Here is an 18,337-nt window from a genome sequence, read left to right as displayed (position 1 = left end):
TGATTTGTTGCGATGAATGCGCGAGACGCTTACGCGGCCTCGTCGGCGACCGTGGCGCCGCCATCGGTCTCGTCGCTGTCGCCCTCGGCGTCCGCATCGCCTTCGCCTTCGCCTTCGGCGGCTTCGGACTTGGCGCCGGTGCGGCGCGGGCTCTTGGCGAGCTGGGCCTCGATCTCCTTGACCGCTTCGGTCTCAGTCGAGTGCTGCACCACCGCAATCTCGCGGGAGAGACGGTCGAGCGCGGCTTCATAGAGCTGGCGTTCGCTGTAGGACTGCTCCGGCTGCGACTCGGAGCGATAGAGGTCGCGCACGACTTCCGCGATCGCGACGATGTCGCCCGAATTGATCTTCGCTTCGTATTCCTGGGCGCGGCGCGACCACATGGTGCGCTTGACGCGGGCACGGCCCTTGAGGGTCTCGAGCGCACGCTTCACCAGCGCGGGGTCCGACAGCTTGCGCATGCCCACATTGGCGACCTTGGCGGTCGGCACGCGCAACGTCATCTTGTCCTTGATGAAGTTGATGACGAACAGCTCGAGCTTCGCGCCGGCGATCTCCTGCTCCTCGATGGCCAGAATCTGGCCGACACCGTGAGCGGGATAGACGACGAATTCGTTGGCCTTGAAGCCCTGACGCTGGGTCACGACCTTCTTTTCTTCGACCTTCGGCGCGACAGCCGCTGGCTTCACGGCCGGCTTGGCGGCAGCGACAGGGGCCTTGGCGGGAGCAGCAGCAACAGGAGCCTTCGGCGCGGCGGGCTTGGCAGCGGGAGCCTTGGCAGCGGGCGTCTTTGCAACAGCGGGCTTGGCGGCAGGCTTGGCGGCAACAGGCTTGGCAACGGTCGCTTTCGCGGCCGGCTTGGCAGTCTTGTTAGGCATTGCGCTTCTTTTGTTCTTCGAGGACTTTGCAGCCGGCGCCTTCGTCGCGGTCCGACCCTTGGATGCGCTACGGCTGGCCGCGGCGACTTTCTTGGCGTCCTTATGGGAAGCCTTCGCTGAAGTACTCTTTTTACGCGTTTTCTGTGACACAGCCTGCGCGCGGAAACTGCCACGCCCCTGTTCGACATTTGGTTTCACGGGAACCCAACGGGGCCGACGGGGCTAACCAGGGTTCGGCTCAATGTGCCCAATATAGCACATTTCCCGCAAAAATCAATGATTTAGGGGTCTTAAGGGCTGGTTTTCAGCGATAACGCCGCTAATAGGGTTAAGTTTGACCCGAATTAGTCGCCGGAGCCGGGGTTCGAGGAGAAATACTTGTCGAACTTGCCCTCCATGCCGTCGAAATCCTTGGCGTCGGCGGGTGATTCTTTCTTCTGGGTGATGTTCGGCCAGCTCTTGGCGTAGTCGGCGTTGACCGTGAGCCACTTTTCTAGGCCCGGTTCCGTGTCCGGCTTGATGGCATCGGCGGGGCATTCCGGCTCGCACACGCCGCAGTCGATGCACTCGTCAGGATGGATGACGAGCATGTTCTCGCCCTCGTAGAAACAATCGACCGGGCAGACCTCGACGCAGTCGGTGTACTTGCACTTGATGCACGCTTCAGTGACGACGTAAGTCATCCAACGCTCCGAAAAGCTCTTTTAAAAGTCGCGGCTTGCGTAGCGCGGATGGCCCGGCGCCGCAAGCTCAGGAACGGCCGATCAGGACGGCTTTATGCGCTTGATCGACCAAGAAATGAATTCAAAGCGCAATTAATTGCGCTGAGAATTCGGATGGCCTTCGCTGAGCTCTTCGTAGAGCACACGGGCCGAGGCGGCATCGCCGCGGCGCTCGTTGAAGGCGATGACTCTCAAGACGCGCACGGTGCGATCGAGCGCGACGGTGAGCACGTCGCCGATCTTGATCGCATGCCCCGGCGATTTCTCGCGTGCGCCGTTGACGCGAACATGGCCGGACTCGACAAGCTCGGCAGCGGAGGTGCGCGCCTTCACCACCCGCGCGTGCCATAGCCATTTGTCGATGCGCTGCCGCTCGGTCGTGGGCTCACTCCTTACGCCCTGACAGCTGCTCCTTTAGCGCAGCGAGTTTTGCAAACGGCGAGTTCGGATCGACCGGGCGATCGCGCTCGCGCGGGGTGGCGCTCGATGCGTAGGGACGCAGCGACGGCCCGCCCTGGCGGTCGCGGCCCTTGTCGCGGTCGCGGCCACGGTTGTCGCGGCCCTTGTCGCGATCACCGCCACCGAACTTGCCTTTGTTGCGATCCTTGTTGTCGCGGTCCTTGTTGCCGCCATTCTTGCCCTCGAACCGGCGGTTCTTGTCCTCAGGACGCGGCGCGGCTTCGGCCCCACCTTCGCGCGGCTTGCGGAAATCCCTGCCGCCATCGCGACCAGAATCGCGACGATGACCGCCGCCATGGCGATGACGCTCACCGCGCTTCTCGCCGTCGGCAGCAGGCGCGGCTTCGCCTTCGGCAGGCGCAGCGCCGGCTTCAGCAGCTGCCTGCGGACGCGGCTGGTGACGCGGGTTGCGATGGCGCTCGTGGCGCGGCTTGCGATCGTCGTGACGGCCGGCGGGACGCCAGACCTCGATGAGCTCGGGCTCGGCGGACGTCGCCGCGGCCTCCACGGGTGCTGCCGCATCGGCCGACGCAGCGGCTTCGGTTGCAACAGTCTCTGCAGGCGCGGTTTCGGCAGACGCGGTTTCAGCGGGCACGGTTTCAGCAGCTTCAACGGGTGCCGCAGCCTCTTCCGCAGGTGGCGCGATGCCGGGAGCGTCTTCCGGCGTGACGGAAGCCTCAAGCGCCGGCTCGTCGTGTGCGGGCTCGTCGTGCTGCTCCATGCCGGGCGCGTCTTCGACAGTCACAGGCTCGGCGGCGGCTTCGATCGCGGTGTCCGCGGGCGCGGCGGCGTCCTCGACCGGCGCTTCGGTTGCGGGTGTCTCTTCGCTGGAGGCTTCAGCAACAGGGATCTCGGCAACAGCCGCAGCGGGCTTCGCCGGCAGCGGCGGGCGCTTGTCCATGCGATAGCCGAGCGCACGCAGCACCGACGCAAAATCCTCGCCGGCCGAACCGGTGAGCGAGGTCATCGCCTGCGTCACCACGAAGCTGCGGCCGTCGAACGCACCGGCGGGCTTTTCGCCGGACGCGTTCTCGCGCCAGGCCAGCGCCGGACGGATCAGGTCGGCCAGGCGCTCGAGGATGTCGACGCGCACGGCGCGCTCGCCGGCCTGCTTGTAGCCGAGCACGCGATAGGCGTCGCGCGGCAGCTGCTTGTCGACCGGGAACGAGGTGCGGCCCGAGCTTGCCAGATGCTGCGCGCCCGACAGCGCGGAGGGATCGACATTGTCCTGCTTCAGCGCCCAGAGCAGCGCGGCCAGCGCACGCCCGGCCGGCTTGAGCAGACCGGGGAAATAGAGGTGATAGGCGCCGAAGCGGACGCCGTATTTGCGCAAGGTCGCGCGCGAGGGCTGGTCGAGGTCCTTCAGCTCGTTGGCGATCTTCGGGCGCTCCAGCACGCCGAGCGCCTCGACGAGCTGATAGGCGATACCGCGGGCGATGCCGGTGACGTCCTCGGCCTTGCTGAGCTCGAACAGCGGCCCGAGCAGCTTTTCGATATGCGTCTTGAGCCAGAGCTCGAGCCGGGCCTGCACCTTGTCGCGGGGGCCGCCCGTGAGGCGTTCGTCGGAGATGATGCGGATGCGCGGATGCAGCGCGTCCTCTGCGGCAGACAGCCGCGCCACGGCGTCGCCGGTCCAGCGGATGATGCCTTCCGAGGTCAGCACGAAGTGCTCGTCCGGCGCATTGCCCAGTTTTTCGGCGCGCGCGTTGATCTCGCCGGCGAGCACGGCCTGCGCTGCAGCCTGCAACGCTTTCGCATCCGAGCCGGCTTCCGCCGCATCCGGTGCAAAGGTGAAGCCATCGAGGCGGCCGATGACATGGCCTTCGACGATGACTTCGCCGGTCTTGCCGATTTCCGTATTCAAGCTCGTGTTCTCCCGCAGGCGGCGCATCAATACACTGGTCCGGCGATCAACGAAACGCTCAGTCAAGCGTTCATGGAGCGCATCCGATAATTTATTTTCGACCTCGCGGGCGATCCCCTGCCAGCGTTCGGGGTCTTTCAGCCAGTCGGGACGGTTGGCGACGAAGGTCCAGGTGCGAATCTGCGCGATCCGGGCCGACAGCGTGTCGATATCGCCGTCGACGCGGTCGGCCTGGTCGATCTGGGTCCTGAACCAGGCGTCGGGGATGCATCCCTTCCGCATCAGGAAGCCGTAGAGCGTGGTGACCAGCTCGGCATGGGCGGCCGGCGACAGCTTTCGATAATCCGGGACCTGACAGGCCTCCCACAGCCGTTCCACGGCGTCCTTGCCGTGCGCGACGTCGCGCACCTCGGCGTCGCGGGCAGCGTGGTCGAGCACGCGCATGTCCTCGGCGATGGGCGCGCGCGTCAGCGCCTCATGGCCCGGGGCCAGGTTCAGGGAGACCTGGAGCGCGCCGAGGGACGCGAAATCCAGCTTCGAATTGCGCCATTGCAAAACCTTCACGGGATCGAAGGTGTGGTTCTGCAGCGCATTGACGAGCTCGGGCTCGAACGGTGCGCAGCGACCGGTGGTGCCGAAGGTGCCGTTGCGGGTGGCGCGGCCGGCGCGGCCGGCGATCTGGCCGAATTCGGACGGCGTCAGGCGGCGGAACTGGTAGCCGTCGAACTTGCGGTCGGAGGCAAAGGCGACGTGGTCGACGTCGAGATTGAGGCCCATGCCGACGGCGTCGGTGGCGACGAGGTAATCGACCTCGCCGTCCTGGAACATCGCGACCTGCGCGTTGCGGGTGCGCGGCGACAGGGAGCCCAGCACCACGGCGGCGCCGCCATGCTGGCGACGGATCAGCTCGGCGATGGCGTAGACCTCGTCGGCCGAGAAGGCGACGATGGCGGTGCGGCGCGGCTGCCGCGTGATCTTGCGGTCGCCGGCGAATTCCAGCTGCGACAAACGCGGCCGCGTGATCATGGAGACGCCCGGCAGCAGCCGCTCGATGATCGGACGCATGGTCGCAGCGCCGAGCAGCAGCGTCTCGTCGCGGCCACGGCGGTTGAGGATGCGATCGGTGAAGACGTGGCCGCGTTCCAGATCAGAGGCGATCTGCACCTCGTCGACGGCGAGGAACGAGACGTCGAGATCCCGCGGCATCGCCTCGACGGTCGAGACCCAGTAGCGCGGCGCTTTCGGCTTGATCTTCTCCTCGCCGGTCACGAGCGCGACGGCATCGGGACCGACCCGCGCGGCGATCTTGTTGTAGACCTCGCGCGCGAGCAGGCGCAGCGGCAGCCCGATCATGCCGGAGGGATGCGCGAGCATCCGCTCGATGGCGAGATGGGTCTTGCCGGTGTTGGTGGGACCAAGCACCGCAGTGACGCCGGCGCCGGGAAGCCGCTCGGAAGCGAAGGGGGAGGAGGAAAAAGGCATCTGGGGGATTAGGTAATGGCGATTGGGGCGAATGTCAGTGCTGTTTTGGGGCGGTGGCGCGAAGGGCCTGGAAGTCACCCGGCTTCGGCTTCTCCGCTGTCATGCCCCGGCTTAACCCGGGCATCCAGTACGCCGCGGCTTCTCGGCTCAATCGTAGACGCCTCGGCGTACTGGATCGCCCGGTCAAGCCGGGCGATGACACCGAGAGTGTGGGAGCATTCTCCCCGAACCTCGCGCAACTGTCTCACTTTGCGACGCTTTTCCCGTTGGCTTTAAGCTTCGGAACGAGTTGAGAACGAATCGCGGCCGAATCGCAGACTCCCCCGTGAGTCCCGTTCCGTTCACGCAACATGTCGCGGGAGGCTTATGGGTTCGCACTAGATGGAGTTTTGCCCCGCCGCACAAGCGACGTTTCGATGGCGGATTCGTTAAAGCTGGGGACGGCGCGGAGTCGAATCAGAAACGGGGAGGAGTCAAATGGATTCCCGCTCCTCGACCCCCTCCAAACAAAAAGTGCGAAAACAACCCCATGCACAGTAGGCATGTCATTGAAATCGCTTGCGTTTATTTTCGCCAAAAAGCGAGGTTCAGCGCGGGAGGCCCGGCCTACTGCGTCTTCGCGACCTTCGGCGGCTGGGCGCTGGTGATGAAGGACGTCGCTTCCAGCATGGCCGGCCCGAGCGGGGTCGGCACCTTCAGCCAGAACGGCACCAGGATGCGCGTTCCCGCGATCGGCGCGAACGCGACCTCGATGTTGCGCTGGGCGGCGAGATATTTAATCACAGGACGGTCGGGGATGTAGCCGGCGATGGGCACGAAATACAGCGAGCAGACCACGACCTGGCCGTGATAGCCCTTCTCCGCCTTCACGTTCTCCATGCGCTTGAAATCGAGCTTGAGCTCGTAGCGCATGCGGCCGTCGAACACGGCGGCGCTGCCGTGGCAGGCGTCCGCCGACAGCACGTCGCCGGTGCCGGATACGCGCACCAGCGAGGCCGTCATCGGGTCCCAGACGCCGCGGCGATGCGCATCGGTGACGACGATGCGGTCGGGATCGACCGGAGGCTCCGGCACGATGGCAAAATCCTTCACATTGCCCTTGTCGAGCGTGATGCGGATCTCTTCGGTCTTCTTCGAGGTGGTGGTGGAGGCCTGGTAGCCGGTCGCGACCAGCGCGCCGTTGACCACGCGGCCTTGCGAGGCGCCGGTGCCGGACCCGCCCGCGAAGGATTTCAGCAGCCCCGAGGTGCCGCCGGAGGCCGCGGCCGCGAACACATCGTCCTGGATGTCGATGTTCCAGGCGCCCTTGCCGACAGGAATGCCCGCCAGCGTCGCCTCGTATTGCGCCTCGAGCTTGCCTTGCGCCGCCGCGGGCTCCGCCGCCCACGCCAAAACGAGCGCGCCAAGGGCCGCCAAGACCCAGCGGCCGGCAGCGCGCGGATGATTTGCGCGCCGCTCCGCTGAGCGCAGCTCATTTGGGCGCAGCTCCGTTGTGCGCAGGCTTGGCGCAAGATGAGGCGTTGTGAGCACGAAACAATCCAATCGGGGCGCGAACGGTTGTTACTTAAGCCAAAATGCGCGCCAAGCAATGCGTCCGGGCCTATCCGCGTCCGGAACTCCACCGGACTCTTCGGGCGCGAATACGCCCTTTATGTGATGGTAAGGCGCGATAATCATTGCCGTTTTGGTGATCGGGGCGGGTCAGAAGCGCGCACCTCACCCCGCCACCGCCACCGCTGTCATGCCCCGGCTTGACCGGGGCATCCAGTACGCCGCGGCCCCTCTGGTCAGCCGCACCGGCTCGGCGTACTGGATCGCCCGCCCCAGTGCGCGAGTGCGCACAAGGCGGGCGACGACACCGAGTGCCGGGCGCGAAACTGGCGTCCCAGCCGCCCCAAAACCTTGACGTCCCGCCCCTTCCCCCCTATACGTCCGCCCGCTCCCTGCAAGGACAGAGAATTTGCCCGTGGCGCCCCGAATGGCGGCCGCACATCGTTGGGAAAGATTGAGGATTTTACCATGTCTCGCCGCTGCGAATTGACGGCCAAGGGCCCCCAGGTCGGCCACACGGTCAGCCACTCCAACATCAAGACCAAGCGCCGCTTCCTGCCGAACCTGGTCAACGTGACCTTCATCAGCGAAGCGCTGGGCCGCAACGTGCGCCTGCGCGTCTCCACCAACGCGATCAAGAGCGTCGACCACAATGGCGGCCTCGATCCCTATTTGCTCAAGGTCAAGGCCGACCTGCTGTCGCCGCGCGCCCTCGAGCTGAAGCGCGCCATCCAGAAGAAGGTCGGCCCGACGCCCGCGCCGGCGAAGAAGGCCAGCTAGGAGTTTTCGAATTCGACCAGGCTAGGTTGCGTCGCGAGGCGTAGGCTTGGCCAAGTGGAGTTTTGCATTGCGGCCGGATCGGAAGATCCGGCCGTTTTTGTTGTTGACCAAAACAACGATCTCCTACCGTGAGACTCCACTCCCCTCGATTCACAGCCTATGCTTTAGCCTTATTGGCCATCAACCGCGGCGTGCATAAAAAGAACTAGAGAAGTCGTCGCGACTCATATTGCCATCCGGCGGGGGCGGAATGAACGTTGCTGTAAAAGCCGTAAAACACGCTGCACCCGGACCATATCTGGGCTTTGCACTGCAACCGGTTCGACTCTGCTATCATCTCCTAACGTGCCCTAACGGAGCTCAAGTCTCGTTAGAACTGCTCGATGATGTAGCGATTCATTACGCCGATGGTTCGCTTACCCTAGAACAGACGAAAAGTGCCCTTAAGCAAAATCCGCTATCTGATTGGGCTGCAGATCTTTGGAAGGCAATTGCCAATTGGCTTGATAGTGCGGCGAGTGGAGCAATCGATCCCCAGAAGTCTCAGTTTTGCATTTACGTTTCACCCTTCCATACTGGCCCTTGGGCTGAAGCACTTAACGACTGCAAATCTGATAATGACGTCAAAAAACTCACTGCCGCTGTAGCTCTGAGCTTTAACAAAAAAAAGCCCGCGACCTGCGCCATCTATGTTCAGCGATTTCTTACGGCCACAGACGATGAGAGAACCGCCGTCGTTACTCGACTAGCGGTAGTCAGCGAAGCGTCCCCCCTTGAGAGGTTACGTTCGCTTATCAAGACGACAGTTGTCCCGGATTTGGTTGATGTTCTTTGCCACTCAGCGATCGGAATGGCCAAAGAACAAGCTGATGAACTGATCCGCCAAGGCAAGCCTTCCAAAATCGACGGTGACAAATTCAAAACCGGCTTCATCGCATTCGTTCAGAAGAACAATCTGCCAGGCCTGCTCGCCTCTCTGACTTCAAAGCCTGGAGAAGATGAAGTCGCGGCCATGCTTGTGAAGCGCCCAACCTTTATTCGCCAACTCGAAATAGTAGATGCTAGCGACGACGACCGTGTACGAGCGGTTAGTGACTATCTTCGAGCGTCGTCAGATAAGTCCCGTTGGGCGGAAATCGGACTCGTGTTCAAGGACAGCCTAACAGATTTCGACGACTCTCTTATTCGCCGATATGCGCTGATTTCCGGCGAGATAGCTGACATCTATTCTCAGAATGACGCATCGTTCAGAGGCCGGCAGGTATATCGGCGCTGCGCGCTGCTACAAGTTCCAATTGATAGTCGATCCGTCCCCGAACACTTCGTCCACGGTTCGCTGAACGAACTGGCCGATCTCATGCGATTGGGTTGGCATCCAGACTACAAATCACTGATCGATTCGAACGAGGAGTAATTCGGTGTGCCAGACCATCGGCCGCTAAGCGAAATCGAAATAGTTCAAAATCCCGCGCTGGGCGCTTTTGTACTATGGCGGTTTGGACTCGGATACCAATCTGAGGACGGCCGCGCTCCTCTATTGCCGCTATCATTTCTTGTGCTGCCGCTTCTACTTCACCGGCCCACGCTAGAGGTTATCAGCTCGACATATAAAACATCGGGCTTGGCCCTGTTTGCGGGAAAGCTAGGAAAGGAGCGAGAAAATCTTTTGGCGATCCATGAACGGGCCCTCGCGCTTCGGCCCCTAACATTCCAATCTATTGGACTAGGAATAAATCAACGTCTTCTGACTCTCGATTATGAGAACGTCACGATTCGCGCCAACACACCAGATTCGTCGAAGGGAAAACCAGCTATCCCGGAACGAATCAAAGCGCTCACTAACGGTGCCGATAAACTCGGCTTTTGGTTCTCACAGCTCAGCTTTCAGCAGGTAGCTTCCATTTTGGTGGTGCAATTCTGATGTATTTCCAAATTCTGAAACTCATTCTCTGGCCGCGAGCGAACACTTCACCAAGAGTGCTTGAATTCAAGAGGGGATCCGTAAACGTAATCAGCGGCTCTTCCAAGACAGGGAAGTCAGCCGTTATCCCAATCATCGACTACTGCTTGGGCGCTGACAAATGTGCAATTCCAGTTGGAGTCATTCGAGAAAAATGCGGTTGGTTTGGAATTCTGATTGAAACTGTCGAAGGCCTAAAGCTCCTCGCTAGACGCGAGCCCGGAGATCAGCAAACCACGGGAGATATGTTCTTCCTTGAAGGAGGCGATGTCGAGATTCCTGAACGCATAGCAGAGAAGAATGCGAACCTAGACTTCGTGAAGCAAGAACTAAATCGATTGGCTGGCCTCACAAATCTAGAATTCGAGCCAAACACAGAGAACAGATTTAAGTCACGCCCAGGTTTTCGTGACTTAATGGCCTTCACGTTTCAGCCACAAAACATCATTGCGAACCCGGACGTGATGTTCTTTAAAGCAGACACTACCGAGCATAGAGAAAAGTTGAAGACCATATTTCCGTACATCCTCGGCGCCGTCACTGCGGCTGTTCTTCAGGCGCGCTTTGAACTGGATCGATTGTACCGCATTCTACGGCGTAAAGAGGCGGAGTTGCGAGCCGTGTCTGCAGCAAGTTCTGCTTGGCAACTGGAAGCTCAAGGATGGCTAAGGCAGGCAATCGAACTCGGATTACTTTCCCCTGAACAAATCATTCCGCCTGATTGGCCGAGTGTGGTGGACTTGCTTCGGCAAGTTGTTGCCGGGAATTCTCAGCACGCAAGGCCATCGCTCGCCGGAATTGACGTCACCCTTACCCGACTTGAGAGCCTGCGCAAAGAAGACAGCGAATTGGCGCAACAACTCGGCGAACACCGACAGCGCCTTAACGAACTGCGCCGGCTGCTAGAAAGTAGCGAGGCTTATGGCGACTCGATACACATCCAACGTGATAGGCTCGCTCTAGCAAAATGGCTTCGTAGTTTAGTCACCACCGACTCCCACGATGCCGTTACGACACTTGCCGCCGGCGACAGAGAACAACTGCTGAGATTGTGCGACAATTTGGACGCACTCGACGTGAGATTGAGATCGCTTCCTAGCGTATCTGGCACGATCGACAAAGAGACGTTTCGCCAACGAGGAGCAACAGAGACCGTGTTGAACCGTCTCAACGAAGTCCGAAATGAGATTTCCGCGCTAGAACGCGACTCGAAGGCAGCACAAGAGGTTGCCGACCATTTCGACCGAATTGAACGCTTTCTTGGAAGGCTTGAGCAAGCACTGCAGCTATACGACAGAGCTGACCAATCTTCCGATCTAAGAAATGAGATTTCAAGGCTTCGGGCTCAAATTGACGAGCTTGAAAAGATCGTCTCAGAAGCCGAAATAAGCCGAAAATTGAGAAATGCTCTCACAAGAATTGAGAGGATCATTGGCCAATATGTTCCCCAACTTGATGCGGAATGGCCCGATTCGCCTGTTAGATTGATCGTCCCCGACCTAACTGTAAAAGTACTTCGTGGGAGCAGAGAAGACTATCTTTGGGAGATCGGCAGCGGAGCCAATTGGCTTGCCTACCACGTAAGCCTGACGCTAGCCCTACAGAAGTACTTTCTTGCAGAGCCGCGGCATTTTGTGCCCGGACTATTGATCTATGACCAGCCGAGCCAAGTTTACTTTCCGAAGCGAGTTGCAAGCGACGATAGCCGTGACGAGTTTGCACTACGAGATCAAGACGTAGTCGCAGTTCGCAAAGTGTTCGCACTACTGGGGCGGGAGACCGAAGCAGCTGGGGGCCGCCTTCAAATCATTGTCTTGGATCACGCCGACGAAGAAGTTTGGGGTGATCTTCCAGGCGTGGGGCTTACAGAAGAATGGCGCGGCCGCGCACTTGTACCTCTCGAATGGTAGTCGTGGACCCGGCGACTGCGACGTTGCTGGCCGCCATTGTCGGTGTGAGCGGCACAATTGCCGCTGCTATCATCGGCGCAAAATGGAAGTCGCAAGATAAATCGCGGCATCACGTTGTTGAGTATCGCCTGTCTTTCGCGGAACCAATTGAGCGCGAACCATGGATCCGTAGGAGATCTTCTCTCGCTCGTATTGCTCGTGGCTTTGGTTGGGTGGCGGCTTTTGTTCTAATACTGTTTGGGACAACCATGCTCTTTTGGTCAGTGGCGATATTAGTCGCGTCCGACTTCCTTTTCCCTTCTCTCACTCAGAAGGGCCTCATCGTGACGACCATGACGTCCTCTGGGACACTTGCCACGATTGCAGCGCTGTGGATCGAGAAGCGTATCAAGGTTCATGCATCGTTAGAAAACGATGAAGACGAGAACGACGAATAGCATGGGTCAGCCGGCTCGCGTTGACGTATGGTCGGGACTAAGCGTGATACCTTGGGCTGGCCTATCGACAACGCTCCCGCGGTGCCCCCGCACTACCCCCGAAAATCAATGCTCCGCAGCACGATCCCCGGCGGCGTGCCTTCGAACTCCGTCGCCTGATACTTCCGTTCCCCGCAGGCTTCGATGCGCTCGCGCAGGCGCATGAACTGCTCTTCGCGCTCGCTCGGCCTGGCGCGCGGGCCGCGCTCGAGGTCGTCCATGGCGGAGGTCGAGATCGCGCAGGCGATTTCCTTCGCGCCGTCCTGCAGAGAGAACCGGACGCTCATGCGAGGTGGCGACGATCCAAGACTCAGAATTGTCGATCCACAGTTGCCGCCGCGCAACGAGCCACCCCGTAGTGTTACTAGCTAAGCCAAGGTCTTATTGATCTCCCGCACTGGTTGCGCTTTTGTGCAACTTTCCGGGGGATTCTTCTAATGCGTAATTTGGGCGTGGCGGTCCTTGCGGCCGCACTTGCTGGCTGCGCGTCGTCTTCATCTGACATCTCGGCGGCTTACGTCTCGCCGGTGCAATATCAACAGTACAATTGCCAGCAGCTCGCGCTCGAGGCGCAGTCGGTATCCACCAGAGCAGCGACCCTCTCCGGCGTTCAAGACAGCCAGCGCACCAAGGATCAGGTCGTAACGGGCGTTGCCGTCGTTGTGTTCTGGCCCGCGGCGTTCCTGGTCGGCGGCGACAAACAGGCTGCGGCCGAACTTGCGCAAATGAAGGGACAATTGATTGCGGTCGAGCAGGCCTCGATCGCAAAGAAGTGCAACATTCAATTCCAGGGCAAACCCCAGGAACCGCCGAAGTAGGCGTCCTCGCTCTCCCTACCCCCGAAAATCAATGCTCCGCAGCACAATGCCCGGCGGCGTGCCTTCGAACTCCGTCGCCTGATATTTGCGTCCGGTGCAGGCTTCGATGCGCTCGCGCAGGCGGGTGAACTGCTCTTCGCGCTCGCTCGGCCTGGCGCGCGGGCCGCGCTCGAGGTCGTCCATGGCGGAGGTCGAGATCGCGCAGGCGATTTCCTTCGCGCCGTCCTGCATCGAGAACTGGACGATGCCGCGGTCCTGGTCGTGAGCGATGAAGCGGCTGGTGGTGAGCGTCATGGGGTACTCCTTTTGCGTCCGCGCGTCGTGCCGGCCTTGTGGCACTTGCGCACGGGGGACGAGGATCAGCGTTATCGAAGCACGCTGTGGCACAAGGGTGCACAACAATGCGCTTCGGTGGTTATGGGTCCCGGCTCCGTGCGCAATAGCGCACTCGGCCGGGACGACGCCTGAGTGGCTTACCGTCAGCCGTCGCCGTTGAGCCTTGCGAAATCGTCGAACAGCGCGGTCACCAGCGCGCGGTGGCGGGTGTCCTCGGCGGGCAGGCCCGCGGCATAGAGGTTGAGCAGATGGCGGGCCTTCACGGCGGCCTCCGGCCAGGAGGCGGCCGGCACCGACATCATGCGGTTTTCGAGATCGGCCTCTCGCTCGCGCAGCTCCCTGACCTGGGCCTCGACATCGGCCAGCGCGCGGCGCAGATCGGTTGCCTTCTGGGCGGCCATGCCGCGGTGGCTGTCGAGATCGACCGGGATGTCAGTCATTTCAGGCACTCGCGTCGATACGTTGGGCATCCGCCAGGTCGACCGAGCCGATCGACAGCATCTCCGTCGCACCGCGCACGCCTTCGGAGGGCACCGTGATCATGGTGGCGACGCGGCGATAGGACGCGAACGACAGGCCCTCGATCATCTCCTCGTCGGTGATGACCTCATAGGCGCCGGCCGGCAATTCGCGATCGAGGCCGCGGATGTGGAATGGATGCTTGAAGGTGATGGTTTCTCGCCGCGAGCGGATGGTCATGCGCGCCTGCCTTTCGCAAAGAAGGGGCCCCGAACCGACGCCAGCTGTGGCGAAGCATGCGCTTCTTGCGCGGCAATAGCCAGCATTATGTCAGCGCGGGCCGGGACTTAAGGCGCAATCGCGGCGCTCGCGCGCGGCGTTTTAGTCCTCGCAATCGGCATGGCGCGGGCGTACGCTGGACCACGTCAGCGCAGCTCACGCAATTGCCGCGCGTCGATGTTGCGCTGCATCTTTCGCGCCTCGTGTGCGCGGCGGCGATCTTCAATGGCTCGGCGGACGCATCTTACAGCCCGCCAGCGACCATTGCAGCGCCGATCTCGCACGCGGACGAACTCGAAACCCAGGAGGAGACGACGTCATGGCCAAGGGACAGCAACGCAGCAACCGCGAGACCAAGAAGCCGAAGAAGGACAAGATCAAGACCAGCGCCGCAGCGCCCAGCCGCAAGGATGCGGCCTGGCAGCCGGAGATCGGGCAGAAGAAGAAGTAGCGGGCGCTGTTTTCCCTTCTCCCCTTGTGGGAGAGGTGGCATAGGCGGCCTTCGGCCGCCGTTCTTGAAAACGCCGATGCTTCGCATCGGCTATGGCGCCGGATGAGGGGTCTGTCTCCGCGGAGCTCCGACGCGGGAGATTCGCGCGCGGAGAGAGACCCCTCACCCGTCTCGCCGCTTCGCGGCGATCCACCCTCTCCCGCAAGGGGAGAGGGGAAGAACCACCATCTCCCTCTCCCCACCCTTTTCCGCTATACTCGCCCGGGTAGCATCAGCGGGAGGGGCATCCTGTGGATCACGAGCGCAACGCCGACCACACATCCGAGCCGAAGAACCTCGTCATCTGCTGTGACGGCACCGGCAACGAGATTTCGGAAAACATCTCCAACGTCCTGAAGCTCTATCGCTGCCTGCGCAAGACCGACAAGACGAAGCCGCGGCAGTTGGTGTTCTACGACCCCGGGGTCGGCACCGTGACGGAGCCGTCGACGTGGCACCGCTGGAAAGCCAACGTCAATCTGGTGCTGGGGCTCGCCACCGGCTACGGGCTCGATGACAACACGCTGTCGGCCTATTGCTTCCTGGTCCAGCACTACGCGCCGGGCGACAGGATCTACCTGTTCGGCTTTTCGCGCGGCGCCTATACCGTGCGGGTGCTGGCGGGGCTGATCCACAAGATCGGCCTGATCTCGCCGGAGCAGGCCAACCTCGCAGGCAGTGGCCTCGTCGCCTACAAGCAATATTCCGGCACCGGGCGCGGCAACGATATCGAGGACCTCAAGGACATCGCCGTCGACGAACAGGGGCCGCTGCCGAAAGACCAGTTCGACCTCGCAGCGCAGTTCGCGCGCATCACCTCGACGCGCTGGCCGACCATCCACTTCATCGGCGTCTGGGACACGGTGGCGAGCGTGATCGTGCCGCGGCGCGACGTCTTCTTCCTCGTCTTCAGCCTGGAGGAGCTCGCCTTCACGCTGCGCAATCCGAGCGTCAACATCTTTCGCCAGGCGATCGCGATCGACGAGCAGCGCCGCATGTTCCGCCTCAAGGCCTATGAGGAGCCGCAGGATTATTGGCGCAACCGCTATGTGCCCGACGAGAAGAAGGAGCCGCAGGATATCCTGCAGGTGTGGTTCGCCGGCGTGCATTGCGACGTCGGCGGCGGTTATCCGGAAGCCGAGAGCGGCGAGTCCAAATATCCGCTGCTCTGGATGATCGAGGAGGCGACCAAGGCCGGGCTGAACTTCAACCCGCGCACGGTGAACCAGCTCGCCTGGGGCATCCAGCGCACGAACTCGCCGTTCCAATACGTGCCGCCGGCTTACACCGGCAAGACGGGCGAGCTGCACAATTCGATGACGGCGGTGTGGCGCGTGCTGGAGTATCTGCCGAAGAGCGCGACCTACAAGGAATGGCCGGAGCGCAAGGTGCTTATGGGGCTCTACATCCCCGATTGCGAACCGCGCCCCATCCCAGAAGGCGCGCATGTGCATGAGAGCGTGGTGAAGCGGATGGCGGTGGAGCCGGATTATCGGCCGGTGAATCTGCCGAAGGATTATGTGACGGTGCCGATGCCGGTGCCGCCCCATGTGGGCATGGCGGCGGAGGCGGGGGAGATCGTGGTGGGGTGACTCGCCTCGTCATTGCGAGCGCAGCGAAGCAATCCAGAATCTTTCCGCAGAGGCAGTCTGGATTGCTTCGCTGCGCTCGCAATGACGATGGTTGAGGCAGCGTCGCACGACACCATCCCTGTCGTGCCTGCGAAGCAGACCCCGCGCCACCCCACCAGGCTACCACCAATATTCATTAAAATTATCGCCCCCGCTTTAGCCGGATCGAATCACCTCTCGTTCATCATGGTGCCCAGACCACCCGCGCCATCCGCGGAAATTGGAGGAGAGTGCCAATGCATCCGCGCCGACATGCCCGCGTCAAACCCGCGGGCCTGGTGTCCCGCCAGGCCAAGATCATCACCGACCCGCGCGCGCCGGTGATCCCCTGCACGCTGATCGACTATTCGCCCGGCGGGGCCTGCGTCGATCTCGGCGGCCAGGTGAAGATTCCGGACCGCTTCGAGTTGCTGCACGTCAACACCAAGAAGCGCTGCCGCGTCGCGTGGAAGCGCGGCACGAAGGTGGGCGTGGTGTTTTAAGACGGTCTCCCTAAGTCCGCATCCGCGCCTTTGCGCCCGCGACGATCTGCATCGCCACGCCGGCGATCCAGCCGAACAGGGCGAACCAGCTCCAGGCGATGTGCGGTTCGAGGCGGAGCACGATGATGGCGACGGAGGCGAGCGCGGTGAGCGTGGCGCAGAGTGTGCCGGCGGCGCTCAACAGTTCCGCGGCGTCGATATCGCCGTGGGCCTCGTCGAAAGGCAATTGCGGCGTGTCGATGCCGAGATAGAAGCCGACGAAGCCCAGCACCATCATCAGCAGCAGGAACCCCTCGGTGGTGAGCGCGGGAATTGCCGATCCCACATAAGCGCCGACAAACAGCCCGCACGCCGCGCCCGCCATCGCAAGCCCCACGCGCTCGATGACGTGGGCAGCCTTTCGAACACGAAACCGCATGGCGGGCCTCCGCGAGGAGTTGGACGCGCGCGAGGTTAGGCCAGATTTGGCGGAGGTGGAAGCTGAGAGGGTTTACGGAGGCGTGAGGCGGGGTGTTGCCTCCCTCTCCCCGTCGTCCCGGCCTAGTGCGCAATTGCGCACTAGGCCGGGACGACACCGTAATTGGGGCCGCGAATTCGCCCCCCTCACCGCGCCCCGAACGTGGTCTTGCCGAACAGCGCCTTCTGGGTCGAGGGCTGCGAGCGCCAATATTGCGGCGGCGCTTCGACCTCGCCGCCGAGTTCGGCTGCGGCGTGCCAGGCCCAACGCGGGTCGTAGAGCAAGCCGCGGGCGAGCGCGACCATGTCGGCCTTGCCGGATGCGACGATCTCTTCGGCCTGCTTCGGCTCCGTGATCAGGCCGACGGCGATGGTGGGCAAACCCGTCTCGCGCTTGATGGCCTCTGCAAACTGCACCTGATAGCCGGGGCCGAGCGCGATCTTCTGCAGCGGCGAGACGCCGCCGGAGGAGGCATCGATCCAGTCGACACCGCGCGCCTTCAGCGCCTTGGCGAACTCAATCGTCTGCGCCAGATCCCAGCCGCCCTCGACCCAGTCGGTCGACGACACCCGCATGCCGACCGGCTTGTCGTGCGGGAACACCGCGCGGACCGCGTCGTAGACCTCCAGCGGGAAGCGCATGCGGTTCTCGAGCGAGCCGCCATATTCGTCGGTGCGCTTGTTCGAAATCGGCGACAGGAACTGATGCAGAAGATAGCCGTGCGCGCCGTGCAGCTCGATCGCGTCGATGCCGATGCGATCGGCGCGCTTCGCCGACTCCACGAAGGCGTCGCGGACGCGCTTGAGGCCGGCGGCATCGAGCGCCAGCGGCGCGGCTTCGCCCTCCTTGTGCGGCAGCGCCGACGGCGCCACGGTCTGCCAGCCGCCCTGGTCCTGCGGGATCAGCTGGCCGCCGTCCCAAGGCCGCGCGCTCGAGGCTTTGCGGCCCGCATGCGCGAGCTGCATCGCGACGGCGGTGGAAGAATGTTTCCGCACCGAGGCGAGGATCTGCTTCAGCGCGGCCTCGGCGGCATCGCTATAGAGCCCGAGGCAGCCCGGCGTGATGCGGCCGATCGCCTCGACATGGGTCGCCTCGATGCAGAACATCGCCGCGCCCGACAGGCTGAGATTGTTGATGTGGGTGAAGTGCCAGTCGGTGGGAACGCCGTCCTCGGCCGAATATTGGCACATCGGCGACACCACGACGCGGTTCTTCAAAGTCAGGCCGCGCAGCTTGATCGGAGAAAACAGGGCGCTCATGCGGGGAGTTCCGAAAGGGAGGGAGGGCGATGCAGGGGAGTGTA

General features: G+C 62.2%; 20 protein-coding genes. 9 read left to right on the top strand and 11 right to left on the bottom strand.

The features are described 5' to 3' along the window. Nucleotides 1-29: 29 nt before the first annotated feature. The 5 genes from IVB45_RS01960 to IVB45_RS01940 all read right to left on the bottom strand — a co-directional run bounded on the left by IVB45_RS01960 (nt 30) and on the right by IVB45_RS01940 (nt 6,821). Complete coding sequence (locus IVB45_RS01960) at nt 30-878, bottom strand: CarD family transcriptional regulator (RefSeq protein WP_247363047.1); 849 nt, start codon at nt 876-878, stop codon at nt 30-32. Nucleotides 879-1,222: 344 nt separating this feature from the next. After that, nucleotides 1,223-1,561: a ferredoxin FdxA gene (gene fdxA, locus IVB45_RS01955; protein WP_027567965.1), complete on the bottom strand. Its 339-nt coding sequence runs from the start codon at nt 1,559-1,561 to the stop codon at nt 1,223-1,225. Nucleotides 1,562-1,693: 132 nt separating this feature from the next. Further along, complete coding sequence (locus tag IVB45_RS01950) at nt 1,694-1,963, bottom strand: RNA-binding S4 domain-containing protein (protein WP_084462124.1); 270 nt, start codon at nt 1,961-1,963, stop codon at nt 1,694-1,696. Nucleotides 1,964-1,985: 22 nt separating this feature from the next. After that, nucleotides 1,986-5,405, bottom strand: a complete 3,420-nt coding sequence (locus tag IVB45_RS01945) for a helicase-related protein (protein ID WP_247363048.1) — start codon at nt 5,403-5,405, stop codon at nt 1,986-1,988. Nucleotides 5,406-6,011: 606 nt separating this feature from the next. Continuing rightward, entirely contained in the window at nt 6,012-6,821 is an 810-nt protein-coding gene (locus tag IVB45_RS01940) for a DUF3108 domain-containing protein (protein WP_247363049.1), read from the bottom strand. A 603-nt stretch (nt 6,822-7,424) separates the two neighbouring features. On the opposite strand from IVB45_RS01940, the gene rpmB reads away from it, so the two are divergent. From rpmB to IVB45_RS01915, 5 genes are all read left to right on the top strand, one after another. Beyond that, entirely contained in the window at nt 7,425-7,736 is a 312-nt protein-coding gene (gene rpmB, locus IVB45_RS01935) for a 50S ribosomal protein L28 (protein ID WP_027567969.1), read from the top strand. A 250-nt stretch (nt 7,737-7,986) separates the two neighbouring features. Continuing rightward, the gene (locus IVB45_RS01930; protein WP_247363050.1) at nt 7,987-9,150 is read left to right on the top strand and encodes an ABC-three component system protein; all 1,164 of its coding nucleotides are present in this window, start codon (nt 7,987-7,989) and stop codon (nt 9,148-9,150) included. 6 nt (nt 9,151-9,156) lie between these two features. Beyond that, on the top strand, nt 9,157-9,657 hold the full coding sequence (locus IVB45_RS01925) for a three component ABC system middle component (RefSeq protein ID WP_247363051.1): 501 nt from the start codon (nt 9,157-9,159) through the stop codon (nt 9,655-9,657). Beyond that, complete coding sequence (locus tag IVB45_RS01920) at nt 9,657-11,606, top strand: DUF3732 domain-containing protein (RefSeq protein ID WP_247363052.1); 1,950 nt, start codon at nt 9,657-9,659, stop codon at nt 11,604-11,606. Before IVB45_RS01925 ends, IVB45_RS01920 begins: the two co-directional genes overlap by 1 nt. Before the next feature lie 23 nt (nt 11,607-11,629). Then, complete coding sequence (locus IVB45_RS01915; protein ID WP_247363053.1) at nt 11,630-12,043, top strand: hypothetical protein; 414 nt, start codon at nt 11,630-11,632, stop codon at nt 12,041-12,043. Nucleotides 12,044-12,135: 92 nt separating this feature from the next. Here IVB45_RS01915 and IVB45_RS01910 read toward each other — a convergent pair whose 3' ends face one another. Further along, nucleotides 12,136-12,369, bottom strand: a complete 234-nt coding sequence (locus tag IVB45_RS01910) for a DUF1488 family protein (protein WP_247363055.1) — start codon at nt 12,367-12,369, stop codon at nt 12,136-12,138. Nucleotides 12,370-12,519: 150 nt separating this feature from the next. Between IVB45_RS01910 and IVB45_RS01905 the strand changes: the two genes are divergently transcribed. Next, nucleotides 12,520-12,900 carry a hypothetical protein gene (locus IVB45_RS01905; protein ID WP_247363057.1) on the top strand — a complete coding sequence of 127 codons (381 nt, stop codon included), beginning with the start codon at nt 12,520-12,522 and terminating at the stop codon, nt 12,898-12,900. Between the two features lie 15 nt (nt 12,901-12,915). Here IVB45_RS01905 and IVB45_RS01900 read toward each other — a convergent pair whose 3' ends face one another. The 3 genes from IVB45_RS01900 to IVB45_RS01890 form a co-directional block, all read right to left on the bottom strand. Continuing rightward, on the bottom strand, nt 12,916-13,194 hold the full coding sequence (locus IVB45_RS01900) for a DUF1488 family protein (RefSeq protein ID WP_085351675.1): 279 nt from the start codon (nt 13,192-13,194) through the stop codon (nt 12,916-12,918). Between the two features lie 185 nt (nt 13,195-13,379). Then, entirely contained in the window at nt 13,380-13,676 is a 297-nt protein-coding gene (locus IVB45_RS01895) for a hypothetical protein (protein WP_027567973.1), read from the bottom strand. A 1-nt stretch (nt 13,677) separates the two neighbouring features. Beyond that, on the bottom strand, nt 13,678-13,935 hold the full coding sequence (locus IVB45_RS01890) for a hypothetical protein (protein ID WP_027567974.1): 258 nt from the start codon (nt 13,933-13,935) through the stop codon (nt 13,678-13,680). A 358-nt stretch (nt 13,936-14,293) separates the two neighbouring features. On the opposite strand from IVB45_RS01890, the gene IVB45_RS38840 reads away from it, so the two are divergent. From IVB45_RS38840 to IVB45_RS01880, 3 genes are all read left to right on the top strand, one after another. Then, nucleotides 14,294-14,425, top strand: a complete 132-nt coding sequence (locus tag IVB45_RS38840) for a hypothetical protein (RefSeq protein WP_007599247.1) — start codon at nt 14,294-14,296, stop codon at nt 14,423-14,425. 290 nt (nt 14,426-14,715) lie between these two features. Next, complete coding sequence (locus tag IVB45_RS01885; RefSeq protein WP_247363059.1) at nt 14,716-16,056, top strand: DUF2235 domain-containing protein; 1,341 nt, start codon at nt 14,716-14,718, stop codon at nt 16,054-16,056. Between the two features lie 275 nt (nt 16,057-16,331). Continuing rightward, nucleotides 16,332-16,577 carry a PilZ domain-containing protein gene (locus tag IVB45_RS01880; protein WP_007599245.1) on the top strand — a complete coding sequence of 82 codons (246 nt, stop codon included), beginning with the start codon at nt 16,332-16,334 and terminating at the stop codon, nt 16,575-16,577. 10 nt (nt 16,578-16,587) lie between these two features. Here the strand turns inward: IVB45_RS01880 and IVB45_RS01875 are convergent, their stop codons facing one another. After that, nucleotides 16,588-16,995: a hypothetical protein gene (locus IVB45_RS01875; protein WP_247363061.1), complete on the bottom strand. Its 408-nt coding sequence runs from the start codon at nt 16,993-16,995 to the stop codon at nt 16,588-16,590. Between the two features lie 185 nt (nt 16,996-17,180). After that, a complete protein-coding gene (locus tag IVB45_RS01870) occupies nt 17,181-18,293 on the bottom strand; it encodes an NADH:flavin oxidoreductase/NADH oxidase (RefSeq protein ID WP_247363063.1) in 1,113 nt (370 codons plus the stop codon). Between the last annotated feature and the right edge of the window lie 44 nt (nt 18,294-18,337).

The organism is Bradyrhizobium sp. 4, from assembly GCF_023100905.1.
In the GTDB taxonomy this organism is placed as follows: domain Bacteria; phylum Pseudomonadota; class Alphaproteobacteria; order Rhizobiales; family Xanthobacteraceae; genus Bradyrhizobium.
Note: the sequence above shows the minus strand (reverse complement) of the source record. Positions and strands in the feature narration are given on the sequence as shown.